A 24,671-nucleotide genomic window follows, 5' to 3' on the forward strand; every position below is an offset into this window, starting at 1 on the left:
CAAAGATTTGTAACTCTAGCAACGTATCCATGCCATTTTGAGAGGAACGGTGGCTTTCAATGCTCATGAACAAGTTGGAAACGTTAAAAAATAAGGGCAGTAATATTGATTAAGAATGAACTGATACGATTTATACAAACGTTAACTGGTGATGATTCAGCGATAGGAATACGAAAAATCGGAAACCTCGTTCTTGACCATTTAGATACGTTGGAGCCTTTAGGCACAGCACAAAGCCGTCGTGCGAAGAAGGTTGTAGATTTAACTTCTGGCAATTGGGATAAACTATCTGATGTGGTAGCGGAAGCTGCTACTGAGGATGGCAGCAGCGAAAATATCATTAAGTTGCTTAAGTCAATTAGCGTCGGCCCCTTCCGTGGATTTGCTAAAGAAGAGACATTAAACCTCTATAATCTTCTTGTGTTGATTTATGGCCCGAATGGTGCTGGTAAGTCAAGTTTTTGCGAGGCGCTAGAGTTTGGTTTACTGGGTGCTGTCGAAGAAGCTCAGAGTAAACGTCTTACTTCCGCACAATATCTAAAAAATGCCCATGTTAATCGCTATGCCGCTCCTGTCATCGAAGGAGTGAATAGTAAAGGTGAAACTGTTTTTGTTTCACCAAACGAGTCTCTATATCGCTTCTGTTTTGTAGAAAAGAACCGCATTGATAGCTTTTCTCGCATTGCAGCGCAAGCACCAGCTAAACAAACAGAGTTGATTTCAAGTCTGTTCGGTCTGGAAAGTTTTAACAGCTTTGTCAAAAATTTTAGCCGTGAACTGGATGAACGTCATATTGATTTGGTCGGGAAAAAAGGACTCCAGCTAAAAGAAAAACGACAGCAACTTGCTGTTCATCATCAAACAACTGTAGACAATCAAGAATATCTAAAAGTAGCCACTGTTAATGAACTAGATCTGGCAAAAAAACTTGCCCCTGAAATTAGTTTTCAGCAAATGCTTGTGACTTTGGGTAGCGAGGAAAAACCAGGTGAAATTCAGGCCTTAGATGCAGAATTACAGAAAAAACAACCAGACATTACTGACCTCTCTGTTAAAAAATTGGAGGAGAGTAAAGCGAACGTTGAAGCAACACATCAAAGCTTGAACGAAGTATCAGATGAACTCGCGAAAGCAAGTGAGGGTCTATCATTCAAACAGCTATATGGTGCCGTGCTTGACTTGCAAGGTACGAGTGAAGAGCAGTGTCCAGCTTGTAAAACGCCTTTAGAGCAGGTCACACAGAATCCATTTGTATTAGCTACAACCGAATTGGAAAAGCTTGGTCATTTAGCGAAATTAGAAACGAAGCAAACTCAGGCTAAAGCTGAGTTTTCTAAAGCAATTCAGTCGGTTCATACTATAGTTTCTACTTGTGTAAAATATAATAAAGAAGGTGAAAATCTTCTTATTCCTCACATTGTCGACGATAGTACGACATTAGGTTGGACTTGGTGGCAAAGCCTAAACCAAGAGGGAGATCAGGTAACGCCATGGGCATTGTTAGTTGAGCAAGTTAAGCTACTTGAGCAACGTGATGTTGAAGTTAAACAAGCTAACGAAGAACGAAAGCCTAAACAGGAAAAGCTAAAGAAACTTCGTGAGCTTAAAGAGCAAGCAACAAAGTTACAGACCCAGCGCACCACTTATGATGATGCTATAAAAAAAGCACAGCAAGCGATTGAGGCTTTTGATGAAAAAAATAAAGAACTAATTACGGAAGCTGAAGCAGAGAAAGCAGTTGTAGCAGCGAATAGACAAATAGCAGACAGCTACAAACAATTCGTCGATATGCTCTTTGAATACAAAGAGAAGCTACCCAGTAAGCTTGTTGCTGATTTAGGCGAGCTTGTTACGCAGTTATACAATGCCTTTAACCGTTATGATGCACCTAAAGATCAATTAGCAGCAATAAAGCTGCCGCTGGCTTCTGGAGAGCGCATTGAAATTTCTTATCAGTCTGAACCAGCAAAGTTCTTCGATGCGCTGCACGTGTTGAGTGAAGGACATATTCGTTGTATTGGTCTATCAATTCTGCTGGCTAAAAACCTGAAAACAGATAGTCCACTTCTCATCTTTGATGATCCAGTTAACGCTATTGACGACGAGCACCGTAAAGCTATTCGAGAAACGCTGTACAAGGATGATTTTTTCAAGGAAAAACAGATCATTTTGGCCTGTCATGGTGAGGAATTCCTCAAAAATATTCATCAAGATATTGGAAAGGAAGCGGCAAGAGAGTCGGCAACATACAAGTTCTTACCGCAACGTGGAGAATCACACATCCAGGTAGCATCCTTCACTTGCCCACCTAATTATGTGCTTGCCGCAACTACTCACTTGGAAAGTGCAGAATATCGCAATGCTCTGGCTTCCTCTCGACGTGCTTTAGAGCATTTAAGCGAAAAAGCATGGGGGCATTACAGCAGACACTGTGATAAAAGCGATGGACTGATTAGTGTTTCAAAGAGGGCTCCACATTTACCACATGATTTAAGGGCTCTTGCTGAAAATTTGAAGGCTAAAATTAATCGCTCTAAAGCGGAGATCCCGAATAAAATAGAAATTGTAAGTGCATTCGAAACTCTGCTAGGTGTCAGCGGGCAAGACCCTCATTGGCTTTATTTGAATAAGGGGACTCACGAAGAAGCCGACAGAGATGAATTTGAATACGGGACTGTTGAAACCATAGTTTCAGCTTTGAATGCTCTTGATGAAGCGCTGGTTGGTTAGTAGGTTGCAGATAAAACTTGTTGGCATACTGTTTTCGAAGTTTCGGACTAGCTTTTTGAGTAAACGGCTTGACCTTAAGCTAATTTATCTAATCTGATGACAGCGTGTTGGGCGGAAATTTCTAACACGCTTCTGTCCAGCTTCGTGCTGGCGGTGTAGATCAACGTATGTGATCAACGTAACGCAGACCTGCCCCATTATCACTTTCGGTTATGACATTCACGTTCGTAGACAACCGGAATTTACCCAAATCATGCTCATGTACCGACAACAAGACTCATGCAGCAAAAATGATTTTCTATATCGGTAAGGTCGCTTCGGGAAAAAGCGAATTACTCCAACTATTTTAAACATTTGTGCTCCGAGATGTGTTACTACGTAGTTGGAGCAATTTTTAAACTTCAACTTTTCGCTGTACCTCTTTTAGGTTTTTTACCCTTTTTAAAACTAAGTATCTCATATATAGCATTTTATCTCCGGTGACTTATGTCACGAAACTTGAGTAGCCACTAAAGCTATCCTCTTCTAAACTTTATGCATATGAGAAAAAGAGGTGCTGGAAGGTGAATAAAACAAACGTATTGGTATGGGTAACATTAATTGTTTGGTTATTGATGGTTGCTTGCTTTTTTTATTATATTGAAAAAGAAAGCTTTATACCTGTTATCCATGAATTTCATCTGGAGGACTCAAGTGAATTATAAATACTCACAAAAGTTCAATGTTATGGAAGCTTTAATTGCGCTAGCAATAGGCATAACTCTCAGTTTTTTCTTTTCATTTAAAACTCAAAACTCCCTTCTAGAGGCCACTGAAAGCTCAATCGTTGCTCATTCTGCAAGCCTTGTCCACATGAGAAGCTATATACATTTAACTCAGAGAGAAGATGGTGACCACAAGATAAATAAACTACTTTCTGAAATACAAAAGCTAACCTCTGAGTTAAACACTTTAAAAGAAGCTAGCAACGACATTAACGTTAGATTTCCTCAAATGATTTGGGTAGGAAATCCCCTCCCTTCTGTAGTTGAGGAGTACGTAAAAACTGCGGATAAACAGTTGGTATTGCTTGATAAAATGCTTAAAGCAAAACAACAGATAGTACCAGAGGTTTCATTAATCGAATTAGAGAGGCAGGTGTTTTCAGAAGAGATGGATGAAGCAGCGGAACATGTTCATGAACGTTTGATGGATAACATCTTCTTAACCAGTAAAGCAGCCGTCTATACTTTAATACTATTCATTATTTTAATATTCTCTGCCGTTTTTCTTTATCTCAATCATTACATTATAGAGTTGAAGAAGACCAAGCTAGCATTACAGGTAGCTGTAAATAAGGCAGAGGAAGCCAACTTAGCTAAGTCTATGTTTTTAGCAACAATGAGTCATGAGATAAGAACTCCAATGAATGGTGTTATAGGAATGACACAGTTACTCATATCGGATAATAAAGATCCAAGTATTCAGACGCACTTAGATACGCTATTGGAGTCAGGTGAACACCTAATGGTGGTCATAAACGAAATTCTTGATTTTTCAAATCTAGAACAAGGAAGTTTAGTTTTTGTTCAGGAAGAATTTGAGCTAAGCAAACTATTGGTCCCTATAAAAAATTCTTTTCAACCACAGGCTTCTGAAAAAAAACTTCAGCTTATATTCGACACCAATAGCTTGCCTGAAGATCTAATTTTAGTCGGTGATAAAACTCGTATACGTCAAGTTATTTACAATTTAGTGGGTAATGCCATCAAGTTCACCTCTGATGGACAGGTTAAGGTTGTTTTAAAATATGAAAGTGATAAAAATGAGCTTTGTATTCAGGTATCTGATACCGGAATTGGCATACCATCCCATCGTTTAAAAGGCATTTTTAATGCGTTCGAACAAGCAGATGTTAGAACGATGCACGATTTTGGAGGTACAGGGTTAGGTTTATCCATCGTGAAAAAAATATGCTTATCAATGGGGGGGGATATTACTGTTACAAGTGAGTTAGGTTCAGGAAGCTGCTTTGTGGCAAAGGTGATAAGCCCAAGAGTAACCACCCTCCGAGATCAAAGAACGCTCTCAGGCGAAAAAGACTTTTCCGGTAAGTCAGTCCTTATCGTTGAGGATAACCGTGTTAATCAGCTTGTTGCTCAACGATTGTGTCAAAAGTTAGGGTTTACTACCTATATTGCATCTAATGGTATAGAAGCTGTTAAAAGGGTGCGCGAATGTTCTTTTGACGTAATCTTGATGGATCATCAAATGCCACAAATGGGGGGCATAGAAGCGACAAAATTAATACGAAATGAGCATGCTTTTCAGGGTATTATTCTTGGATGTACCGCTGATGTTACCAAAGATACAGCCATAGCATTCGTGGACGCTGGTGCCAATGGAGTAATAACAAAGCCCTTACAATTAGACTCTTTAGGGGAGTTAATAGCACGCAGCGTAACGCTGGCTTGTAATGCGAGTCGTGATCATCATGTCGTGTTGGAATAGATGTCAGTCCGACTCATATTGAATCAAAGAGTTGATTCTTTGAGTAAAAGAGATAGCCTCAATGCTAGAATGCGCTATTTTTTACGTCGTCTGTAGAGGGGAAATATCGGAACTGTTGTCTGAAGGGGGGATGCAGCTTAAATAGAATAAGGCAAAACATAGAACCTTGCCTATTAGTATTTATTCATTACTGATTTTCACATGTAGTGTGGGCTTGGCTGGTTCAGAATACATAAAGTAATGAATTGAGGGTTATTTAGACCATCGACCCTAAATGATTTCTGTCCAGAGGCTTCTCAGATTGAATTTTTTACCGTGGTACTTTCTAACATAGAAGTGCGCCATTGTGTTGTAGCTAGATTTTCAGCCGATAGTTATCGTCATCGATTCTTCATACATTTTTAATGCAAGTATTGGAAGAGAACTGAAAAAGTGTGTAAGAAATCTTGGTCGATTCAATAAGCGACTAAAGGTTTAGAAAACTAAAGTTCTAGATAAAAGAAAAGCCGTATATTCACTGAATATACGGCTTCTCGAATGTGGAGGTGGGGGGAGTTGAACCCCCGTCCAAAAATCATTCATCATTGGTACTACATGCTTAGTCGATCTTTAAATTCACCAAGTACCTGCGAACCGACACGCTAGTAAATGACTATCCTGAATTATATTTCGAACTTCATCTCTCAGGCGGGAGAATCCGATCTAGCTCGTTTGGGTTTGACTCTTTGTTGTTCCCCGTCTTACAAGCGGAAGCTAGGGCAAAGAGGCTCTCAGCAGGTTATTAAGCTGCTAGTGCGTAGTTTTCGTCGTTTGCGACTATTTTTTTGCGGCTTTTAACGTGGCCAACCGCCCCACGGCATGCACCTCAGACTTCAAAATTCCTGTCGAATCCTAAATCACCCCCGTTGTGTATAAATCGATTCGCAATTTATACGGTGCATTTTATGAATCTGAGGTTCATAAAACGACTTATTCGCTTACTAAAGTTATGAATAATATTATCATAACCAAGAATTTATGCAATGTTTTATGAAAAATACGATTACCAGATAAACTGTCGTTGAACTCTTACTCAGTAAGGCTTTTCATAAAAAGACACTAAAATTAAGACTTGATGGTAGAGTTGAACCCGCGTCCAAAAATCATTCATCATTGGTACTACATGCTTAGTCGATCTTTAATTTCACCAGCAACCTGCGAACCGACACGCTAGTTAAAGGCTAACCTGAATTATAATTCGCGCTTTTCCTCTCAGGTGGGAGAAGCCACGCTAGCTAGTTTGGGTTTGATCTCTTATTGGTCCCCGTCTTACGAGCGGAAGCTAGGGTAAGAGAGCTCTGAGCAGGTTATTAAGCTGCTAGTGCGTAGTTTTCGTCGTTTGCGACTATTTTTTTGCGGCTTTTTACGTGGCCAACCGCCCCACGGCATGCACCTCAGACTTCAAAATTCCTGTCGAATCCTAAATCAGCCCCAAGTGTTATTCGCATAGTACCAGAAAAGCTTAACCTGTCTAGCACTGTGCGTTTAAGTGCTTAAAATTAACGCAAATTACTCTTCATAATTCGTGCTTTATCTCTCGCCCAATCTTTTTCTTTCATATCAGTACGTTTATCGTGCAGCTTTTTACCTTTCGCTACGCCAACTTTAATCTTCGCCCAAGAGCGAGACCAGTAAAGTGCGGTTGCGACAAGTGTCATGCCTTCACGGTTAATACGACCGATAAGGTTGTCGAGTTCTTTTCTCGACATAAGGAGTTTACGGATACGTGTTGGGTTCGCCACGATATGAGTACTCGCTTGAGTAAGCGGAGTGATCGTCATACCACTGATGAATGCTTCGCCATCTCGGATGTAAACGTAGCTTTCTGCGATATTGGTTTTGCCTTCACGTAGGGATTTTACTTCCCAGCCTTGTAGCTCAAGCCCCGCTTCTATCTCATCATCGATGAAATATTCGTGGCGAGCTTTCTTATTAAGCGCAATGGTATTACTACCGGCTTTTGATTTTGATTTATTCTTTGCCATAATGGCCTCATTATACGGATTGCGCCCTAGTTGGGGAATCCTTTTTATTTGCGCTCTGGCCCAATACAATTAAAATTGCAGTTTGTGTTAATGTAACGCTGTCTTTAACAGGAGTCTATATGCCAAAGGTTACTCGTTCAGCATTAGTGTCGTTTAGTGCCGACCAGATGTTCAGCCTGGTCAATGATGTTGCTCGTTATCACGAGTTTTTGCCAGGGTGTTCTGGTTCACGTGTGATCGAATCTTCAGATTCAACTATGGTGGCTTCGGTTGATGTATCTAAAGCCGGTATCAGCAAAACATTTACTACGTCTAACCGCTTAGCGGAAGGTGCTGAGATTTTGATGGAGCTGGTGGACGGCCCATTCAAGAAGCTGCAAGGCGGTTGGTATTTTACTCCGCTTGACGATCAAGCGTGTAAGGTTGAGCTTAAGTTGGAGTTTGAATTTTCTAGCCGAATGATTGAAATGGCTTTTGGTAAGATTTTCAATGAGCTGACGAGCAATATGGTCAGTGCTTTTACTCAACGCGCGAAACAGGTTTACTAAGCCATGACTATTGAATCAGATATGATCCACGTAGAAGTTGTGTTTGCACTTCCACACGAGCAGCGTGTGTTTACCTTAGTTGTGAACAAGAACGCGACCGTTGAAGAGATCATTGCGCAGTCAGGTGTATTGGAGCTGTATCCAGAAATCGACTTGGCGAAAAACAAGGTTGGTGTATTCAGCCGTAACGTTAAGTTAGATGCGACGGTTCGTGATAAAGACCGTATCGAAATCTATCGTGCTTTACTGGCAGATCCAAAAGAGATTCGCCGTAAGCGTGCCGAACAAGCGAAAGCCGCTGCTGCCAAGTAGTATTGTAAAACCGATTTGATTAAGAAGAGCTCGCGACATTAGCGAGCTTTTTTGTGCCTGTTGGTTAGGCGCCGTGAGTTAATTTATTAGGGGATATTAAAAAGCCTGCTCGTGTGAAATGAGCAGGCTTTTGCGATTCATACCTTGTCGACTGATAGTTTTGTCGGCCGATAGTTTTATCGACTGAGAGTTTTGTCGACTGGAAAGCTAGCGAAGGCTTTCGAAGAACTCATCACTGGCTTCAAAATCACCGTTGATCGTTACTAGAGTGCCAGTAGCATCAAAGTTCACGACAAGGTTTTTCTGAATAGGGTCGTTGTGACCTTTCTGATGGTGGTAGATGTAGTACCACGTATCTGGGTAGCCATTTTCGATAAGCATAGGTGAGCCCATAACGTAACGAACTTGTGTTTTTGTCATGCCAAACTTGAGCTGGTCGACAGCTTCTTGTTCAACATAGTTACCCTGATTGATGTCAATTCGATAAACCAACTTCTCTAGTAGAGAGCAACCGGTCAACATTGTTAGTGCAAGTGGAACTGCAACTAACCACTTTTTAATTCGCATAGTTTGAGATCTTTCTTCGCTAAAATACTGCCTGATAATAAACAAGCTCCAGCAAGAAGTAAAAAGCTCCTTGCGCTTTGAGCTTGTTATGACTGGCAATTTTGAATTTAGTTGCAAAATTGCCAAGAATTTTCGGTAAATTATCAGAAAGTTGCTGAATATTTGACCTAAGCTGCGATTAATAACTCTTTTGCGTTGGCAAGGGTCGATTCTGTAATTTGGCTGCCACCAAGCAAGCGAGCAAGCTCTGAAACGCGTTGTTGCTCATCAAGCGTGTGCATTTGCGTTTCTGTTTTACCCGACTTGGTACTCTTCGCCACGAACAGTTGTTGGTGACCACAGCCTGCGACTTGAGGTAAGTGAGTCACACACATAACTTGCGTTGATTCACCTAGTGTACGCAGCATTTTTCCGACAACCGCAGCCGTTGGTCCACTGATACCCACATCGACTTCATCGAAGATGAGGCTTGGAGTGTCTACTTTCTGAGCCGTGATGACCTGAATCGCGAGTGAGATACGTGATAGCTCACCACCAGAGGCTACTTTAGCAATTGGCTGCATTGGTTGGCCTGGGTTAGTCGACACAATAAAGGTCACGTTATCCATACCTAATGGCGATGGATGTGTATTGGTGTTGTTCACTTCAATGGCAAACTGCGCTTTTTCCATGCTCAGTTCGTGCATGCTTTGCGTGATCAGTTTGTTCAACTCTTTCGCGTAACGTGTACGAGACTTATGAAGCTTTTCTGATTTCGCCACGAACGACTGGTATTGGTTTTCAACCTCGTTGGCTAATTCATCCAGCTTTTCATCAGAACAATCCAGCGCTTCGACTTGCTGTAGCAAGTCTTGATGGTGCTTATAAAGTTCTTCTGGCAACACATGGTGTTTACGCGACATCGACATCACTTTAGAGAAGCGCTCTTCTACATAAGCCATGCGAGCAGGGTCGACATCAATGCTGTCTAGGTAACTTCTTAACTCGCTATTGGTCTCTTCGATCTGAATGATGGCTTCAGAGAGTAGGTTTGGTAGCTCAGCTAATCTTTCATCTAAATCAGCAAGTTGAATTAGGGAGTGATTGGCCGATTGCAGAATACCAAGCGCATTAACTTCTTCACCTTCGTAAATAAGTTCGATAGCTTGCTGGCAGGTTGAGGCCAATTCTCCGCTATTGGAGAGGCGCTTATGCTCTTGTTCGAGCTCTTCATATTCTTCCTCCCCAATAGATAACTCGTTTAGCTCTTTGATTTGATATTCAAGAAGCTGTTTTTGAGCTTGGTTTTGTTGGCTGTTTTCACGTAACTCTTTTAGATGGTTATCCGCTTGTCGCCATGCTTGGTAAGCGTTACGTGTCGACTTCAATAGGTTCAAGTGGCCTGCGTATTGATCAAGCATGGCCATTTGGTAGTCGCTCTTCATTAACTGATGGTGTGCGTGTTGACCATGAATGTTGATCAGCAGTTGTCCCAGTGATTTCAATTGTGAAAGAGGAACTGGGCTACCATTGATAAATGCACGAGAACGACCTTCTTTAGAGATAGTTCTGCGTAGGATGCATTCACCGCCATCAAGCAGTTCGTTGTCTTCTAACCAGCGAGTTGCATGCAGATTGTTCTCAAGTAAAAAAGCGGCACTGACTTCGGTTTTCTCTTCACCTTGTCTAACCATTCCTGCATCTGATCTTCCTCCAAGGCATAAGCCTAAAGCATCGATAGCGATAGATTTACCTGCACCAGTTTCCCCGGTGATTGTTGTCATGCCTTTAGAGAGTTCTAGCTGTAAAGACTTAACAATAGCGAAATTATTAACACTTAAATGAGCCAGCATTTTTATTTACCTGTATAACTGAACAATACTGTATATAAGCTCAGTATATACTGTTTCTTTATACAGTAAAGTCGGCAGGTGAAAATTTTTTGCGATAGCTCTCAGAATTGCACTTGTCTGTAGATCACTGAAAGCACTATAGATTCCCAACTCAGTTGTTTCTCCCGCTTGGGAATGACGGTACAAGAGAATTGACGAGAAGCTAGAGGCGACGGGCATTCTATGGGCAATAAAAAAGGCTGACGAATGTCGTCAGCCTTTGAAAATTTCGGTTATTGTTAGAGCCGTTTAGTTAAAACAGCTTGCTCGACCAGCCCAATTTGTTACGTAAGACATGGTAGTAGTTGTAGTCTTTTGGATGGATCAGCTTGAGCACATTTGGACTTTGGTAAATGTGGATCTCGTCGCCCGGAGACACAGGTAATGAGATTTGACCATCGCAGCTGACTTCTTGAGTGCCGCGGTTATCAGGCGATACGATCAGCTTGATGCGGCGCTTGCCATCGACTACCAGTGGTCGGCTTGAAAGCGTGTGCGGGAACATTGGTACCAATGAGATCGCATTCAAACTTGATGACAAAATAGGACCGCCGCCAGAAAGCGAGTAGGCGGTAGAACCTGTCGGAGTTGAAACGATCAAACCATCAGAACGCTGAGAGAAAGCAAAGCTGTCATCGATGTACACTTCAAACTCGATCATGTGTGCAACTTGACCGGGGTGAAGTACTGCTTCGTTGAGTGCGGCGTTGTGGCTTTTTATTTGGCCGTGGCGATGAATTTCCGTTTCAAGCAAGAAGCGCTCTTCTTCCATGAACTCGCCTTTAAGAACATCCGTCAGCGCGCTCTGGAAGTTTTCAGGGTTAAGATCGGTTAGGAAGCCAAGGTTGCCTCGGTTAACACCGATCACTGAAATATCGAAGCGTGACAAGATTCGAGCTGCTCCCAGCATATTTCCGTCACCACCGACCACTATCGCGAGATCGGCGCGCTTACCTAATTCAATCAGGCTAGAAAAATGTTCTTTTGGGATATCGTCTAAAATTGTGGCGAGTCTGTCATCAACAAACACTTGATAACCCTCAGCACTTAACCACTGATAGAGCTCTCTATGAGTCTGAATTGCTTGCTGATCTCGAGGTTTACCGATAATGGCAATGACTTCAAATGGCTTTTTCATAACGTTTCCAAACGAATTAGGCTTGAATCAAAATTCTTCATCCCCATAATAAAGGCAAGTTGAACGTCTATGCGAGTGTTTTATATCAATTTGGGGTGCAAACACGCCTGTCACTTGCATTGAAAACGAATTCTGGAGATATCATGAGCAACGAAGAAAACAAAGTAACCGAAGAAGAGCTAGATCAGATCATTGCTGAAGCAGAAAAAGTGGAAGCTGCTGAGCTGAACGAAGACGCTGCTGATGAGCAGGAAGCAAAAATCGCTCAACTAGAAGCTGCACTTCTATCTAGCGAATCTAAAGTGAAAGAGCAGCAAGATTCTGTTCTTCGCGCGAAAGCTGAAGTTGAAAACATGCGTCGTCGTAGCGAGCAAGAAATTGATAAAGCGCGTAAATTCGCTTTGAACAAGTTTGCTGAAGGTCTACTTCCTGTAATCGACAACCTAGAGCGCGCAATGCAAGCTGCAGATGCTGAAAACGAAGTGGTTAAGCCTTTGTTTGAAGGTGTTGAGCTTACGCACAAAACGTTCGTAGACACAGTGGCTAAGTTTGGTCTTAAAGAGATCAACCCTGAAGGTGAAGTGTTCAACCCTGAATTCCACCAAGCAATGTCTATCCAAGAAAGCCCAGATCACGAATCAAACACGGTTATGTTCGTGATGCAAAAAGGCTACGAACTAAACGGTCGTGTAGTTCGTCCTGCAATGGTTATGGTTGCTAAGTAATTAAGTCGCCAAGTGATTGACTGGCGCACTTACTGAATAAGTAGGGGCTGCAACACAATTCACTGGCTACCGTAAAATGAAAAGAGAGGCATAGGCCTCTCTTTTTTTGTGCCTGTCATTTGAGAGTCCACGTAAACAGTCATCAAAACCGCATTAAGAATGTCGTTCTTTTTATTTTACCTATATCAACGATTTAGAGTTTTATATTATGAAACTGGTTGTTAATGAAGAAATGTTTTGATGTCACATTTGTAATGTTTTTGTAAATAAATACTTTTAATTGTTATCTTTGTATGTAAAATCCACTGCCATATAGCGATTTTGGTCGCATATATAACTATAAAAGTACAAATTTTAAACACAACAGACTGGAGAAGAACGATGGATAAATCGCTCTCAAGTAAGATTTTTGTAGGCTTGTTTGCCGGCCTACTTATTGGTACTGCTATTCAGTACCTATTCAGCGGTATTGCTATTTTTGACACATATCTACTTGGTGCTGCGGAAGGCGCTGGTGGTATGTTCGTATCACTTATCAAGTTGCTGGTAGTGCCTCTTGTATACGTATCTATTGTTTGCGGTATCGTTGAACTAAAAGATATTCGTTCATTTGGTCGTCTTGGTGGTAAAACCTTTGGTCTTTACATTATTAACACCATCATCGCGATCTCTGCTGCTCTAACGATTGGTCTTATTTTCCAACCTGGTGCTGGTGCAAACCTAGCAGGTACGGTTTCTGAGACAATTGCGCTTACAACAACTGAAACACCAGACATCTTCTCTCTTGTTGTTAACATCGTTCCTAGCAACCCTGTAGAAGCGTTCGCAAGCGGCGATATGCTACAAATCATCTTCATGGCAATTTTGACAGGTCTTGCTATTCAAGCGCTTGATTCTCGTGGTGGTCCAGCTATCAAGACATTCAAGATGGCTAACGAAATCATGATGAAGCTTATCGGTCTAGTAATGAGCTTGGCGCCTTACGGTGTATTTGCTCTGATGATTCAACTGGGCGCAACACTGGATGCAGATACGCTAATGTCAGTTGCTGGCTATGTGGCACTTGTGGTTGCAATGCTTGTGTTCTGGATTTTCTTCTTCTACCCGATGATGGTTGGTTCATTCACTGGCATTTCTCCAAAGCAGTTCCTACGTGCAACTCGTGAGCAAGTTCTATTCTCACTATCTACAGCAAGTTCGAATGCAACAATCCCAGTAACAATGCGTACTCTTACTGACAAACTAAACGTATCTAAGTCAGTAGCAGGTTTCGGTGTACCACTAGGCGCAACAATGAACATGTCTGGTGTATCTATCTACATCGCACTAGCGACAATGTTCGTTGCGAACGCATTCGGTCAACCAATCAATACAGCTGATATCTTCACTCTAGGTCTAACTATCCTGCTACTGTCTATCGGTGCTGGTGGTGTTCCAGGTGGCGGTGTTGTGATGGTAGGTGTTCTATTGCACCAACTAGGTTTGCCACCAGAAGGTCTAGCGATTGTTGCTGCTGTTGACCGTATCTGTGACATGTTCTGTACTTCATCTAACGTAGTGGGTGACACAGCGGTTAACACTATCGTTGCTAAATCTGAAGGCGAAATCGGCGTTGAAACAAACGAAGAAGCTGAACTACAGAAAGCAGAAGCTTAATTCTTAATTAAGACTCGATAACTGGAAGCCCCGCTCAATGAGAGCGGGGCTTTTTTGTTGTTGTTAATAAGTGCTCGGGGTCGCTTGGTTAATGATTAAAGAGGAGCTCTTGTTGGTGCTAAGTCTCATTTTTTATTTTTATAGACACCTTATCGGTCATCAGTTTTCAATATTTAATGTAGATCACATATAATAATACAATATTATTTTATTGTTCTGGCAACCTACATTCTGACGACATAAAGGAAACCAAATAATGAAGTTGTCCTACCTTAGCCTACTAACTGCTGGTCTTTTAGCGGCGCCTGCTCTTGCTTCTAATCACGATGTTGGTCAACAGTTTGACCTTGATCCTGCAAAAGCACCGGCACAGAACTTCGATTTATCTAAATGGAAAATTAACTTACCTGAGCTGACAATCGAGGGAGACCGTAAAGGCAAAACTCTGGAGATTGGTAAGAAGGAATTGTCGAATGTAGAAACGCCTTATGTTCACCCTAAGTGGTTCTACACAGATGCGGAATCTGGTGCGATGGTGTTTGTGGCTCCGAATACCGCGCCAACCACACCAAACAGTAAGAATACACGTAGTGAGCTGAGAGCAATGTTGGCAGACAGTTACTCAGCTCCAAATAACAACTTCGCGATTTCAAGCCATGATAATGCGCAAGAGTTTGGCTCTATCGGCGGTCAAATGACGGCAACGCTTTCTGTCGATCAAGTCAGTACCAGCGGCAACTACAAAAAGACAGGCGCATTCTCAGTGGTGATTGGTCAGATCCATGGCTCGGATAATGAGCCATTGAAGATCGTTTACCGTAAACTGCCAGAGCATGAGCACGGTTCTTTAACGTGGAACTATGAACTGAACCCGCCGACAGAAATGAAAGATGCGAAGGACGAAAACGGTAAGAAACTTCGTAAAGACATTCGCCATGATGTGTTTGGTCAATATAACTTGAAGAAGGGCAGCGCTGACCCCGTCGATGGCATTAAGTTAGGTGAGGTGTTCTCATACGATGTGAATATCAAAGACAACATCATGCACTTAACCTTTACTAAGAATCCAAACTCATCTGACCCAGTCGTGAAGACATACGATGTCGATTTGGCAAAGGGTAAATATCAAGGACACGATATCGACCTTGGTTACGGTCAAGATTGGATGTATTTCAAAGCGGGCGCCTACAACCAGTGCAACACCAAGAAGTCGAGTTCGGCTTGTGAATGGCGTGGTATGGAAGCGGGTGACTACACTCAAGCAAGCTTCTACCAGTTAGTGCTAAATCAATAATTATTGCAGTGATATCGATGTTGGCTGATACCCATATCGATTAACCTCTATTTAAAAAGACCTTCCAAGTGAAGGTCTTTTTTTATGTGAAAGAGAATATGGCGGATATTTTTTTTGCATAGCAAACACGCGAATATCTCTACTTTCGAGTCATAAGGGGTAAGGGATGGGCCACTTTTTATATTTATGTAAAAAGATGCGCGAAAAAATAGATTTTTTTCACTTATTCCCTTGAAAACCAGTTTGCAGCCCTTATCTATGGTGCATACGAAAGCAAATTACATTTGCACTTTAATTTTGTGTATTAGGGTTGATTCTCTAATTACCACCCCCACATATGTGGGTATAGCAAAAACTTAATAGAATATATTTCGGAGATGGCCTGATGGGTAAAATCATTGGTATTGATTTAGGTACTACTAACTCTTGTGTTGCTGTTCTTGACGGCGACAAACCACGCGTAATTGAAAATGCTGAAGGCGAACGCACAACAGCATCAGTAATCGCATACACAGAAGGCGAAACGCTAGTTGGTCAACCTGCAAAACGTCAAGCTGTTACTAACCCTCAAAACACACTGTTCGCTATCAAGCGTCTAATCGGTCGTCGTTTTGAAGATGAAGAAGTTCAACGCGATATCGAAATCATGCCTTTCAACATTGTTAAGGCTGACAACGGTGATGCATGGGTTGAAGCGCAAGGCCAAAAAATGGCTGCTCCTCAAGTATCTGCTGAAGTTCTTAAGAAAATGAAGAAAACAGCTGAAGACTTCCTAGGCGAAGAAGTAACTGGCGCAGTAGTAACTGTACCTGCTTACTTTAACGATGCTCAACGTCAAGCAACTAAAGATGCTGGCCGTATCGCTGGTCTAGATGTTAAACGTATCATCAACGAACCAACTGCTGCTGCTCTAGCTTACGGTCTAGACAAGCAAGGCGGTGATCGCACTATCGCTGTATACGACCTTGGTGGCGGTACATTCGATATCTCTATCATCGAAATCGATGAAGTAGAAGGCGAGAAGACTTTCGAAGTTCTTTCAACTAACGGTGACACTCACCTTGGTGGTGAAGATTTCGATAACCGCATGATCAACTACCTAGTAGATGAGTTCAAGAAAGAGCAAGGTATCGACCTTAAAGCTGATCCACTAGCAATGCAGCGTGTTAAAGAAGCAGCAGAAAAAGCGAAAATCGAGCTTTCTTCTACTACTCAAACTGACGTAAACCTACCTTACGTTACTGCTGATGCGACTGGTCCTAAGCACATGAACATCAAAGTGACTCGTGCGAAGCTTGAGTCTCTAGTTGAAGACCTAGTTCAACGTTCTCTTGAGCCACTAAAAGTAGCTCTAGCAGATGCTGACCTATCTGTAGGCGAAATCACTGACGTTATCCTAGTTGGTGGTCAGACTCGTATGCCTATGGTTCAAGCTAAAGTAACTGAATTCTTCGGGAAAGAGCCACGTAAAGACGTGAACCCTGACGAAGCTGTTGCAATGGGTGCTGCTGTTCAAGGTGGTGTACTAGCTGGTGACGTTAAAGACGTTCTACTACTAGACGTTACTCCTCTATCTTTCGGTATCGAAACGATGGGCGGCGTGATGACTAAGCTTATCGAGAAAAACACAACTATCCCTACTAAAGCGGATCAAGTGTTCTCTACAGCTGAAGATAACCAAAACGCAGTAACTATCCACGTCCTTCAAGGTGAGCGTAAGCAAGCGACTTACAACAAGTCTCTTGGTCAGTTCAACCTAGAAGGTATCCAACCAGCACCACGTGGCATGCCACAAATCGAAGTAACATTCGACCTAGATGCTGATGGTATCCTAAACGTATCTGCTAAAGATAAAGCGACGGGTAAAGAGCAGAAGATCACTATCCAAGCATCAGGCGGTCTGTCTGAGGAAGAGATCGAAGCAATGGTACAAGAAGCAGAAGCTAACAAAGAAGCGGACAAGAAGTTCGAAGAGCTAGTAACTGCACGTAACCAAGCTGACCAAATGATTCACGGTACTCGTAAGCAAGTAGAAGAAGCTGGTGAAGCTCTACCTGCAGAAGAGAAAGAGAAGATCGAAGCAGCTATCACGGCACTAGAAGAAGTTAAGTCTGGTAACGACAAAGAAGCTATCGACGCTAAAGTTCAAGAACTTATGCAAGCAGCTCAGAAGCTAATGGAAATCGCTCAACAACAAGCTCAAGCACAGCAAGCTGGCGCTGAAGCGGGTGAGCAACCTAAGCAAGACGACGACGTGGTAGACGCGGAGTTTGAAGAAGTTAAAGACGACAAAAAATAATTTTTCGTCGCTATAACACGTGATTTCTGCGTCGAAGGTACTCACTTACACTTGTAAGCTCCGTGCCTTCTCCTTGAACTAACGTGTTTTAGCTTAGAAAAAGTCGTTTTTCGATTTCTAAATATACGGGCGTCAGAGGTAACTCTCACGCCCGTAAATTTGTATTTAGACTTGTCGATCTAGATAATAGCTTTATTCGGTGTTTCAGCCGGCAGAACTTTTATCTAGATTGATACACAGACTACTGAAGTGATCATTCGGTAGTAGCAATTATTTTGGTGACCTAGAACATGTCAAAACGTGATTTTTACGAAGTATTAGGCGTAAGCCGCGATGCATCAGAGCGCGATATTAAAAAAGCGTACAAACGCTTAGCGATGAAATTCCACCCGGACCGTAACCAGGGTGACGACACCGCAGCAGATAAGTTTAAAGAAGTAAAAGTAGCGTACGAGATCCTAACCGATCCTCAAAAGAAAGCAGCTTACGACCAATACGGCCATGCAGCTTTTGAACAAGGCGGCATGGGCGGCGGCGGCGGTTTCGGCGGCGGTGGCCAAGGTGACTTCGGCGATATCTTCGGTGACGTATTTGGCGACATCTTCGGCGGCGGTCGTCGTGGTGGCGGTCAAGCGCGTGCACAACGTGGTTCTGATTTACGTTACAACATGGAGCTTTCTCTAGAAGAAGCGGTTCGTGGTGTTTCTAAAGAAATCGAAGTTCCAACACTTGTTGAGTGTGATACCTGTGATGGAAGTGGCGCGAAGAAAGGTTCTTCAGCGCAAACTTGTGGCACTTGTCATGGTCACGGCCAAGTACAAATGCGTCAAGGTTTCTTCGCGGTTCAACAGACTTGTCCTACTTGTAATGGTAAAGGCAAGATCATCAAAGACCCATGTAACTCTTGTCACGGTCAAGGCCGTAAGCAGAAGACCAAAACACTTAACGTTAAGATCCCCGCTGGTGTTGATACGGGCGATCGTATTCGTCTATCTGGCGAAGGTGAAGCGGGAGAGCAAGGCGCTCCAGCTGGCGACCTGTACGTACAAGTACACGTAAAAGAGCACAACATATTTGAGCGTGACGGCAACAACCTTTACTGCGAAGTACCAGTAAGCTTCTCTATGGCAGCTCTAGGTGGTGAAGTTGAAGTTCCAACACTGGATGGTCGTGTAAACCTTAAAGTGCCAGAAGAAACACAAACGGGCCGTATGTTCCGTATGCGTGGCAAAGGCGTGAAAGGCGTTCGTGGCGGCGGTGTGGGTGACCTAATCGTTAAGCTAGTGGTAGAAACACCAGTTAAGCTAAGCTCTCGTCAGAAAGAACTGCTACGTGAATTCGAAGAAACATGTTGTGGTGAAGCGGCAAGTAAGCACAAGCCAAAATCTGAAGGTTTCTTCAGCGGTGTTAAAAACTTCTTCGATGACCTAACTAAGTAATCTCTTACTTAGCAACTTAGGTTATTGATACCTAAGTTATTGATGCTTTAAATTGTTGATGATTTAAGTTTTTGATAACAAAAGAAAAGCCTGCTCATGTAGCAGGCTTTTTTGTGTCTGTAGGTTAGAGAGAAGAAGCTCATAAGCGAAAGAACTGAGGTGTACGGGTAAGTTCTAGTTCTTTGCTGGGGGATCTTGCTATTTCCAACACGCTTCTGGTTCTGAAATACCTGAGTGGTGCAATTCCAAAATATCGGTCGTCGATTCTAAGCAGTCATCGTTTGTTTGTGTTGAAAGTGGTTCAGCCTGGATTGAGTAGGTTGTGCTGCTAGCCGAAACTGCTAGCGTGTAGCGGCTAGTATCCGTATCGCAAAACAAACATGTCCCTCCAGAAATAATACTCTCTGCTGCTGAGGTGTAGTTTCCCGTGTACAGCGTTTCTATCTCCAATTGTATCTTTGTCATATCAGCCATCACTGTAACTCGATGCGCCTTGATTACATGGTTTGTATAACTTGGATAGGCAATAGCACCGAGTATCCCCACGATGGCGACAGCGATCAATAATTCGATCAATGTCATTCCTTTAATGCTTAAGTTGTTGTTGTTGCATATATTTCTTCGAATCATCGCGAGTAGTTTCCTTTCATAACTCTGTCTATTTTTCTCTGGTGGTAGCATCGGCGCAAGATTAAATACGGTTACGCATCAGATTACATAGGAATTTGGGAAATGACTCGCGGGTTTACTTTATTAGAGCTGTTAATAACGGTATCGGTTTTGTCGATACTGATAGCGACGGCTGCCCCGAGTTTTAGTTCGGTGACTCAAACCGTCAAGATGCAGCGACTCGCTGGTGAGTTGAATGGTTTTTTAATTCAAGCTAAGTCTGAATCGGTGAAAAGGAATCAAGATCTTTGGGTTCATTTCTCCATGGATAAAAATGAAGAGCAATCAACAGGGGAGTGGAGTCTGTTATTGAAACCGACCGAAGATCTCTCTGGCGAAACGCTGATGATGCTATCGGGTCAACCGTTTCGAGATGTCTCGTTTTCTCATAACTATACAGGTGCAAGAATTAGTTTTGAGAGTGTAAGAGGACGACCAGCTAGAGGAACGATTTACCTTTCTCCAAACACAGCGTCAACAGACCGACTGTTGGTTAAATTATCTAGCCCTCCAGGGCGAATTAAGGTGTGCGGTGAGTCCAGTGCGCAGTATGGCTATGATGCGTGTTAGACCGACCGCGATAGCGCCGAGTAAACAGCAAGGCACATCATTAATTGAGTTAATGGTGGCGTCTGTGATTGGTGTGTTCGCGATTTCGATTATCGGTAGTGTCTTTATAACAGGGCAGAGAATTGCCAAAGACAAAGGCATTGAATTATTGCTGCTACAAAATCTAACAAGCACCATGCAGGTGATGAAAGAGGATATTCAACGAGCGGGTTACGATGGTTCAAACGGTTACTCAATCAAGTTATCTGGCGCGAGTGACACAATTCAAGTCAGTGGCGGTGTGGCGGTGGGTTTTGTTTATTTCCGAGAAGGGTCGAGTAGCGATAAAGATCATCGACATATCGTTTACCGCAAGGATGGGACTCGGCTACAAATATGTGAAAAAGGCATGCTTGTTTCAGATGACCTCCTTTCGTTCAATGACGTCACATCGTGTTATTCATTGTTCGATGACAGTCTTATCGAAGTGGACGAGTTCAACATTAATTCTCAGGCATTAGAGCAAAACTCTATCAAGACCACGCTCACTGATATCAATATCACAGCTTCAATTCCAACCGCGGGTGTTTCCAAATCGCTTTCGGTCTCCATTAAACAAAGGAACTGGCAATGATGATGTTGAGAAACCAGCGTGGTGTGGTGACCTTGTTGATTACATCTGTGCTTTTAATTGGTGCGCTGGTAGTGACGTTAGGTTCATACCGCAGTGTTTTTCATCAGATCAAAGTGGCTCAAAACGAGGTCGAAGGTCGCAAAGCCCACTGGCGATCGGAAGGTGGTTTAGAGTGTGGATTCACTTACATCGCCGAAAATGACCTGACTGCTATTCCCAATGATTTAATGGATCATTGTCAGCAATCGAAAGTCGTTACGTTGGAATCAGAAGCCCTCACACCGAATATATTGGTGTCGAGTTCAGAGTCTTTATCGCTGAACAAAGAGATTAGCTTTGAAGATGCTTCGGGGCTAGGAGTAATGCAAACCAATTCGAGCTTAGAATTTATTTCAGATCACAACATCGACATTAATCCCGATATCGCTCTTACCGCTGTTGATGGTATTAACGAGTGTGTCTCAGTTCGATTTCTAGATAGTGTCATCTATAAGAAAAAGGGAGGGGGACGTTTAAAGACCATTACTCCAGAGACACCACCTTTTCCTACCTTTGAGTCTTGTCAACCAACCACTGATATTAGCAGTGACGCAACCATCGATTCTGTTGGGGCATTGCCTTCAAACTCTTTTCAGTCAGACTTCAAGTTCGATCCTGATATCGATACGTTCTCTAATTACTTTGGAGTCCCTAAAACATCAGAGAATATTGACCAAATTAAGCTTGATTACCATGTTGTCGACCTGATTGATCGGACTGTATCTCCGCCCAAGCATATAGATTTAGTTAAGGGTGAGTACGAAGGAAATAAGTGTAGCAAAGCTATTAATGATGCCTTTTCAAGTGGAGAGAATAAGGTATGGGTTATCGGTGATTGCGTCGTTTATTCACCTGCGATTAATGTTGTTGAGCCTATCCCTGGCGTTGTTACACCTCGCTCACTAGTGATTCAAGATGGCATTGTTGCGAACGGTAACGCAAGCGTATTTGATGGATCTTTTTATCATCTAAATGATATGAGTATATTCGATAACCCTAACTCTCCCGATCTTGATACCGACTTGTTGAGTGACTTGTGGGCTAAAGTCCCAGATACAATTCCTATCACTGGTTTAGTACAAAGCAATTCGGTTTATATTGGATTTGCCTCTTTTTTCCCGAAAGGCGGGATGTTTTTTGATTCCACTGGAGGGCTATCGACAATTCAGGGTTCAATCAATTTAGATTATACCGGTGAATACAATCCTCATAGTGCTCCTTTGAAAGCGAAGTGGAAGCGAGGCTCATGGAATGACTTCTAAACAACAAGGTTTCAGTCTTATCGAGGTGCTTATTTCTTTTATGCTCATTGGTGTTGCTTCTTTAGGGTTGGTTAAATTGCAGGTGTACGCGGAACAAAAATCAGAGTTTGCACTCCACAGTGTTGAAGCGTTGCATTTTGCTGAAAGGCAGATGGAATATTATCGAACTCGCGTGTCGGATGTGAGTGGGGCGGTTGGGCTCATTCCTTTCTCGGAACTAAGTGAGGCGAAGCATTGTCTCAACATAGCAAGTTCAGATCCCTTATCCGGTTTATCGGGCTCTGCGTATGCGATGGCATGTGATGTAACCGATGCCAACGGGGCTTTGTCTGGCGCTCTGAAAAACATTACTGTCACAATTGCATGGCAAGATCGTATGAACCGCGCACAAAGCATTTATCTAGAAACTATGCTCTCCAAATACAGTGAGTTTGATTGACCCTCAAGCAAACGTTTACTGCATGCCAAGGCTTACGCTACTCCTTTTACTGATAATTTTCACTCCTCGGACATTGTTTGCGTACTGGTTAAATGACTGTATATGGAATGGTGTTTTTTGTGTTTTTATATTGTTGCTGTTGTATGGTATTTTTGCAAAATATGTCTCCATTTATGGAAAATGAGGTGGAATCTTGTGCTTTTTAATGACGATTTAAATAGAATATGTGCTGTACCAATAGGCCGTGGTCAAAACTTATATTAGGCCTAAACAAAACAACATCACATATGGAGTTACAATGAGTAACCAAGCCGTAAAAAAAGCACCATCGACTGAGAAAATCAGTGGAATGGACCGCTTTCTAAACTTCATTGAACGCGCCGGCAACAAAATTCCAGACCCAGCAATCCTGTTCTTCTGGGCTCTAGTTATCGTATGGGTAGCATCTGCACTTTTGTCGAACCTTTCATTCGACCTAATCAACCCTCAAACGGGTGCTGCTCTAGAAGTTAACAACCTACTGACTGGTGAAGCACTTGCTAGCTTCCTAGCGAATATGGTTACCACGTTCACAGGCTTCGCACCGCTAGGCATCGTACTTGTTGCTATGCTAGGTGTTGGCGTTGCAGATTCTTCAGGCTTCATTACGACTGGCCTTAAGAAGATGCTTAACTTCACGCCAGCTAAGCTACTAACGCCAATGCTAATCCTTGTTGCTATCGTGTCTCACACAGCAGCAGATGCAGGTTATGTTCTAGTAATCCCTCTTGGTGGTATCATCTTCCACGCTGCGGGTCGTCACCCTCTAGCGGGTATTGCAGCAGCGTTTGCTGGTGTATCAGGTGGTTTCTCAGCGAACTTCATTCCTTCAGGTATTGACCCGCTACTCGCTGGTTTCACTCAAACAGCGGCAAACGTTCTTGACCCTGAATACGTGATTAACCCTCTAGCGAACATCTTCTTTACTGGCCTATCTTCAGTGCTTATTGTTGCTATCGGTTGGTACGTAACTGAGAAGATCATCGAGCCTCGTCTTGCTAACACGCCAGTTGATGAAGATGCAGAAGCTGCACCAGATCTTGGTACTTTCACTGCAATCGAATCTAAAGCATTCAAGTTTGCAGGTTGGGCAATGGTTGCAGGTATTGGTCTGCTTATCGCGGCTCTTATTCCTGAAAACTCAGCGCTTCGTTCGCCTGAAGGTGAGCTAACAGCATTCTCTGCACCAGTAATGAAGTCTATCGTTCCTCTGATCTTCATCCTGTTCATCATTCCAGGTATCGTCTACGGCCGTGTAGCGGGTACTTTCAAGAACAGTAATGACGTAATCAAAGCAATGTCTGAGACGATGGCAACGATGGGCGCATACATTGTAATGTCGTTCTTCTGTGCACAGTTCCTATCTGCATTCGGTCAATCAAACATCGGTACTATGCTTGCGCTTTACGGTGCTGAAGGCCTGAAAGCGATGGACCTTCCTGGTGAAGCAACGGTTGTTGGTATGATTCTACTAACAGCTTCAGTTAACCTTCTTGTAGGTTCTGCTTCAGCTAAGTGGGCTCTTATCGGTCCAATCCTAGTTCCAATGCTAATGGTTGTGGGTATCTCTCCTGAGCTATCTCAAGCGGCTTACCGTGTAGGTGACTCAGTGTCTAACATCATCTCTCCACTAATGGTGTTCTTCCCACTGGTTGTTGTTTACTGTCAACGCTACGTTAAGTCGACAGGTATCGGTACTCTAGCTTCTCTAATGATGCCATTCTCGATTGCTATGCTGATCGGTTGGTCTATCTTCTTGCTAGCTTACTGGGCTCTTGGTATCCCACTAGGTATCCAAGCACCTTACACTTACACAATGTAAGATTGAACTAAGCAAAATTAAGCTTTATTCATTGCTAAGCCCGCACCGAAATGTGCGGGCTTTTTTTCGCTGTTTTTTCCTATTGGTTCATCTCTAAAACTTTTTATATCCAAGATAAAGGTACT

At 42.8% G+C, this 24,671-nt stretch carries 19 protein-coding genes and 2 other RNA genes; 14 read left to right on the forward strand and 7 right to left on the reverse strand.

The genetic code is table 11. From position 1 onward, the window contains the following. Positions 1 to 132 precede the first annotated feature (132 nt). Complete coding sequence (locus L0992_03315) at positions 133 to 2,730, forward strand: AAA family ATPase (protein ID XGB68681.1); 2,598 nt, start codon at positions 133 to 135, stop codon at positions 2,728 to 2,730. Positions 2,731 to 3,456: 726 nt separating this feature from the next. Further along, positions 3,457 to 5,220: an ATP-binding protein gene (locus L0992_03320; protein ID XGB67745.1), complete on the forward strand. Its 1,764-nt coding sequence runs from the start codon at positions 3,457 to 3,459 to the stop codon at positions 5,218 to 5,220. A 537-nt stretch (positions 5,221 to 5,757) separates the two neighbouring features. Here the strand turns inward: L0992_03320 and ssrA (L0992_03325) are convergent. From ssrA (L0992_03325) to smpB, 3 genes are all read right to left on the reverse strand, one after another. Further along, positions 5,758 to 6,124: a transfer-messenger RNA gene (gene ssrA, locus L0992_03325) on the reverse strand. A gap of 211 nt (positions 6,125 to 6,335) precedes the next feature. Beyond that, positions 6,336 to 6,692, reverse strand: a transfer-messenger RNA (tmRNA) gene (ssrA, locus tag L0992_03330). A gap of 66 nt (positions 6,693 to 6,758) precedes the next feature. Beyond that, a complete protein-coding gene (gene smpB / locus L0992_03335) occupies positions 6,759 to 7,244 on the reverse strand; it encodes an SsrA-binding protein SmpB (protein XGB67746.1) in 486 nt (161 codons plus the stop codon). Positions 7,245 to 7,363: 119 nt separating this feature from the next. On the opposite strand from smpB, the gene L0992_03340 reads away from it, so the two are divergent. Further along, complete coding sequence (locus L0992_03340; protein ID XGB67747.1) at positions 7,364 to 7,792, forward strand: ubiquinone-binding protein; 429 nt, start codon at positions 7,364 to 7,366, stop codon at positions 7,790 to 7,792. A 3-nt stretch (positions 7,793 to 7,795) separates the two neighbouring features. Next, positions 7,796 to 8,104, forward strand: coding sequence for an RnfH family protein (locus L0992_03345; protein XGB67748.1), 309 nt, complete (start codon positions 7,796 to 7,798; stop codon positions 8,102 to 8,104). A 207-nt stretch (positions 8,105 to 8,311) separates the two neighbouring features. Here L0992_03345 and bamE read toward each other — a convergent pair whose 3' ends face one another. The 3 genes from bamE to nadK form a co-directional block, all read right to left on the reverse strand. Next, positions 8,312 to 8,671 carry an outer membrane protein assembly factor BamE gene (gene bamE / locus L0992_03350; protein XGB67749.1) on the reverse strand — a complete coding sequence of 120 codons (360 nt, stop codon included), beginning with the start codon at positions 8,669 to 8,671 and terminating at the stop codon, positions 8,312 to 8,314. Positions 8,672 to 8,838: 167 nt separating this feature from the next. Beyond that, positions 8,839 to 10,503, reverse strand: a complete 1,665-nt coding sequence (gene recN, locus L0992_03355; GenBank protein XGB67750.1) for a DNA repair protein RecN — start codon at positions 10,501 to 10,503, stop codon at positions 8,839 to 8,841. Positions 10,504 to 10,795: 292 nt separating this feature from the next. After that, the gene (gene nadK, locus L0992_03360; protein XGB67751.1) at positions 10,796 to 11,680 is read right to left on the reverse strand and encodes an NAD(+) kinase; all 885 of its coding nucleotides are present in this window, start codon (positions 11,678 to 11,680) and stop codon (positions 10,796 to 10,798) included. A 143-nt stretch (positions 11,681 to 11,823) separates the two neighbouring features. Here nadK and grpE point away from each other — a divergent pair, with 143 nt between their 5' ends. The 5 genes from grpE to dnaJ all read left to right on the forward strand — a co-directional run bounded on the left by grpE (position 11,824) and on the right by dnaJ (position 19,093). Beyond that, positions 11,824 to 12,405 (forward strand): nucleotide exchange factor GrpE, encoded by a 582-nt coding sequence (grpE, locus tag L0992_03365; GenBank protein ID XGB67752.1) that lies wholly within the window; start codon positions 11,824 to 11,826, stop codon positions 12,403 to 12,405. 381 nt (positions 12,406 to 12,786) lie between these two features. Next, the gene (locus L0992_03370; GenBank protein ID XGB67753.1) at positions 12,787 to 14,061 is read left to right on the forward strand and encodes a dicarboxylate/amino acid:cation symporter; all 1,275 of its coding nucleotides are present in this window, start codon (positions 12,787 to 12,789) and stop codon (positions 14,059 to 14,061) included. A gap of 256 nt (positions 14,062 to 14,317) precedes the next feature. Next, entirely contained in the window at positions 14,318 to 15,355 is a 1,038-nt protein-coding gene (locus L0992_03375; protein ID XGB67754.1) for a polysaccharide lyase family 7 protein, read from the forward strand. A gap of 385 nt (positions 15,356 to 15,740) precedes the next feature. Next, entirely contained in the window at positions 15,741 to 17,654 is a 1,914-nt protein-coding gene (gene dnaK, locus L0992_03380; GenBank protein ID XGB67755.1) for a molecular chaperone DnaK, read from the forward strand. A gap of 290 nt (positions 17,655 to 17,944) precedes the next feature. Beyond that, complete coding sequence (gene dnaJ / locus L0992_03385) at positions 17,945 to 19,093, forward strand: molecular chaperone DnaJ (protein XGB67756.1); 1,149 nt, start codon at positions 17,945 to 17,947, stop codon at positions 19,091 to 19,093. Positions 19,094 to 19,291: 198 nt separating this feature from the next. Here dnaJ and L0992_03390 read toward each other — a convergent pair whose 3' ends face one another. Then, positions 19,292 to 19,723, reverse strand: a complete 432-nt coding sequence (locus L0992_03390) for a prepilin-type N-terminal cleavage/methylation domain-containing protein (protein XGB67757.1) — start codon at positions 19,721 to 19,723, stop codon at positions 19,292 to 19,294. A 102-nt stretch (positions 19,724 to 19,825) separates the two neighbouring features. Here L0992_03390 and L0992_03395 point away from each other — a divergent pair, with 102 nt between their 5' ends. The 5 genes from L0992_03395 (at position 19,826) to L0992_03415 (ending at position 24,546) form a co-directional block, all read left to right on the forward strand. Next, positions 19,826 to 20,332 carry a GspH/FimT family pseudopilin gene (locus L0992_03395; protein XGB67758.1) on the forward strand — a complete coding sequence of 169 codons (507 nt, stop codon included), beginning with the start codon at positions 19,826 to 19,828 and terminating at the stop codon, positions 20,330 to 20,332. Then, on the forward strand, positions 20,313 to 20,945 hold the full coding sequence (locus L0992_03400; GenBank protein ID XGB68682.1) for a pilus assembly protein PilW: 633 nt from the start codon (positions 20,313 to 20,315) through the stop codon (positions 20,943 to 20,945). The genes L0992_03395 and L0992_03400 overlap by 20 nt, the downstream gene beginning before the upstream one ends. After that, entirely contained in the window at positions 20,942 to 22,246 is a 1,305-nt protein-coding gene (locus L0992_03405) for a hypothetical protein (protein ID XGB67759.1), read from the forward strand. The genes L0992_03400 and L0992_03405 overlap by 4 nt, the downstream gene beginning before the upstream one ends. Then, on the forward strand, positions 22,236 to 22,685 hold the full coding sequence (locus tag L0992_03410; GenBank protein XGB67760.1) for a prepilin-type N-terminal cleavage/methylation domain-containing protein: 450 nt from the start codon (positions 22,236 to 22,238) through the stop codon (positions 22,683 to 22,685). Before L0992_03405 ends, L0992_03410 begins: the two co-directional genes overlap by 11 nt. Before the next feature lie 298 nt (positions 22,686 to 22,983). Further along, a complete protein-coding gene (locus tag L0992_03415) occupies positions 22,984 to 24,546 on the forward strand; it encodes an AbgT family transporter (protein ID XGB67761.1) in 1,563 nt (520 codons plus the stop codon). Positions 24,547 to 24,671: the final 125 nt, after the last annotated feature.

Origin of the sequence: Vibrio pomeroyi (assembly GCA_041879425.1) — a bacterium.
Classification (GTDB): Bacteria; Pseudomonadota; Gammaproteobacteria; order Enterobacterales; family Vibrionaceae; genus Vibrio; species Vibrio pomeroyi_A.

Coding starts and splice junctions, on each gene's coding strand:
- L0992_03320 (XGB67745.1), top strand. CDS start 3,457: ATGGAAGCTTTAATTGCGCTAGCAATAGGCATAACTCTCAGTTTTTTC.
- smpB (XGB67746.1), bottom strand. CDS start 7,244: ATGGCAAAGAATAAATCAAAATCAAAAGCCGGTAGTAATACCATTGCG.
- L0992_03340 (XGB67747.1), top strand. CDS start 7,364: ATGCCAAAGGTTACTCGTTCAGCATTAGTGTCGTTTAGTGCCGACCAG.
- L0992_03345 (XGB67748.1), top strand. CDS start 7,796: ATGACTATTGAATCAGATATGATCCACGTAGAAGTTGTGTTTGCACTT.
- bamE (XGB67749.1), bottom strand. CDS start 8,671: ATGCGAATTAAAAAGTGGTTAGTTGCAGTTCCACTTGCACTAACAATG.
- recN (XGB67750.1), bottom strand. CDS start 10,503: ATGCTGGCTCATTTAAGTGTTAATAATTTCGCTATTGTTAAGTCTTTA.
- nadK (XGB67751.1), bottom strand. CDS start 11,680: ATGAAAAAGCCATTTGAAGTCATTGCCATTATCGGTAAACCTCGAGAT.
- grpE (XGB67752.1), top strand. CDS start 11,824: ATGAGCAACGAAGAAAACAAAGTAACCGAAGAAGAGCTAGATCAGATC.
- L0992_03370 (XGB67753.1), top strand. CDS start 12,787: ATGGATAAATCGCTCTCAAGTAAGATTTTTGTAGGCTTGTTTGCCGGC.
- L0992_03375 (XGB67754.1), top strand. CDS start 14,318: ATGAAGTTGTCCTACCTTAGCCTACTAACTGCTGGTCTTTTAGCGGCG.
- dnaK (XGB67755.1), top strand. CDS start 15,741: ATGGGTAAAATCATTGGTATTGATTTAGGTACTACTAACTCTTGTGTT.
- dnaJ (XGB67756.1), top strand. CDS start 17,945: ATGTCAAAACGTGATTTTTACGAAGTATTAGGCGTAAGCCGCGATGCA.
- L0992_03390 (XGB67757.1), bottom strand. CDS start 19,723: ATGATTCGAAGAAATATATGCAACAACAACAACTTAAGCATTAAAGGA.
- L0992_03395 (XGB67758.1), top strand. CDS start 19,826: ATGACTCGCGGGTTTACTTTATTAGAGCTGTTAATAACGGTATCGGTT.
- L0992_03400 (XGB68682.1), top strand. CDS start 20,313: ATGGCTATGATGCGTGTTAGACCGACCGCGATAGCGCCGAGTAAACAG.
- L0992_03405 (XGB67759.1), top strand. CDS start 20,942: ATGATGATGTTGAGAAACCAGCGTGGTGTGGTGACCTTGTTGATTACA.
- L0992_03410 (XGB67760.1), top strand. CDS start 22,236: ATGACTTCTAAACAACAAGGTTTCAGTCTTATCGAGGTGCTTATTTCT.
- L0992_03415 (XGB67761.1), top strand. CDS start 22,984: ATGAGTAACCAAGCCGTAAAAAAAGCACCATCGACTGAGAAAATCAGT.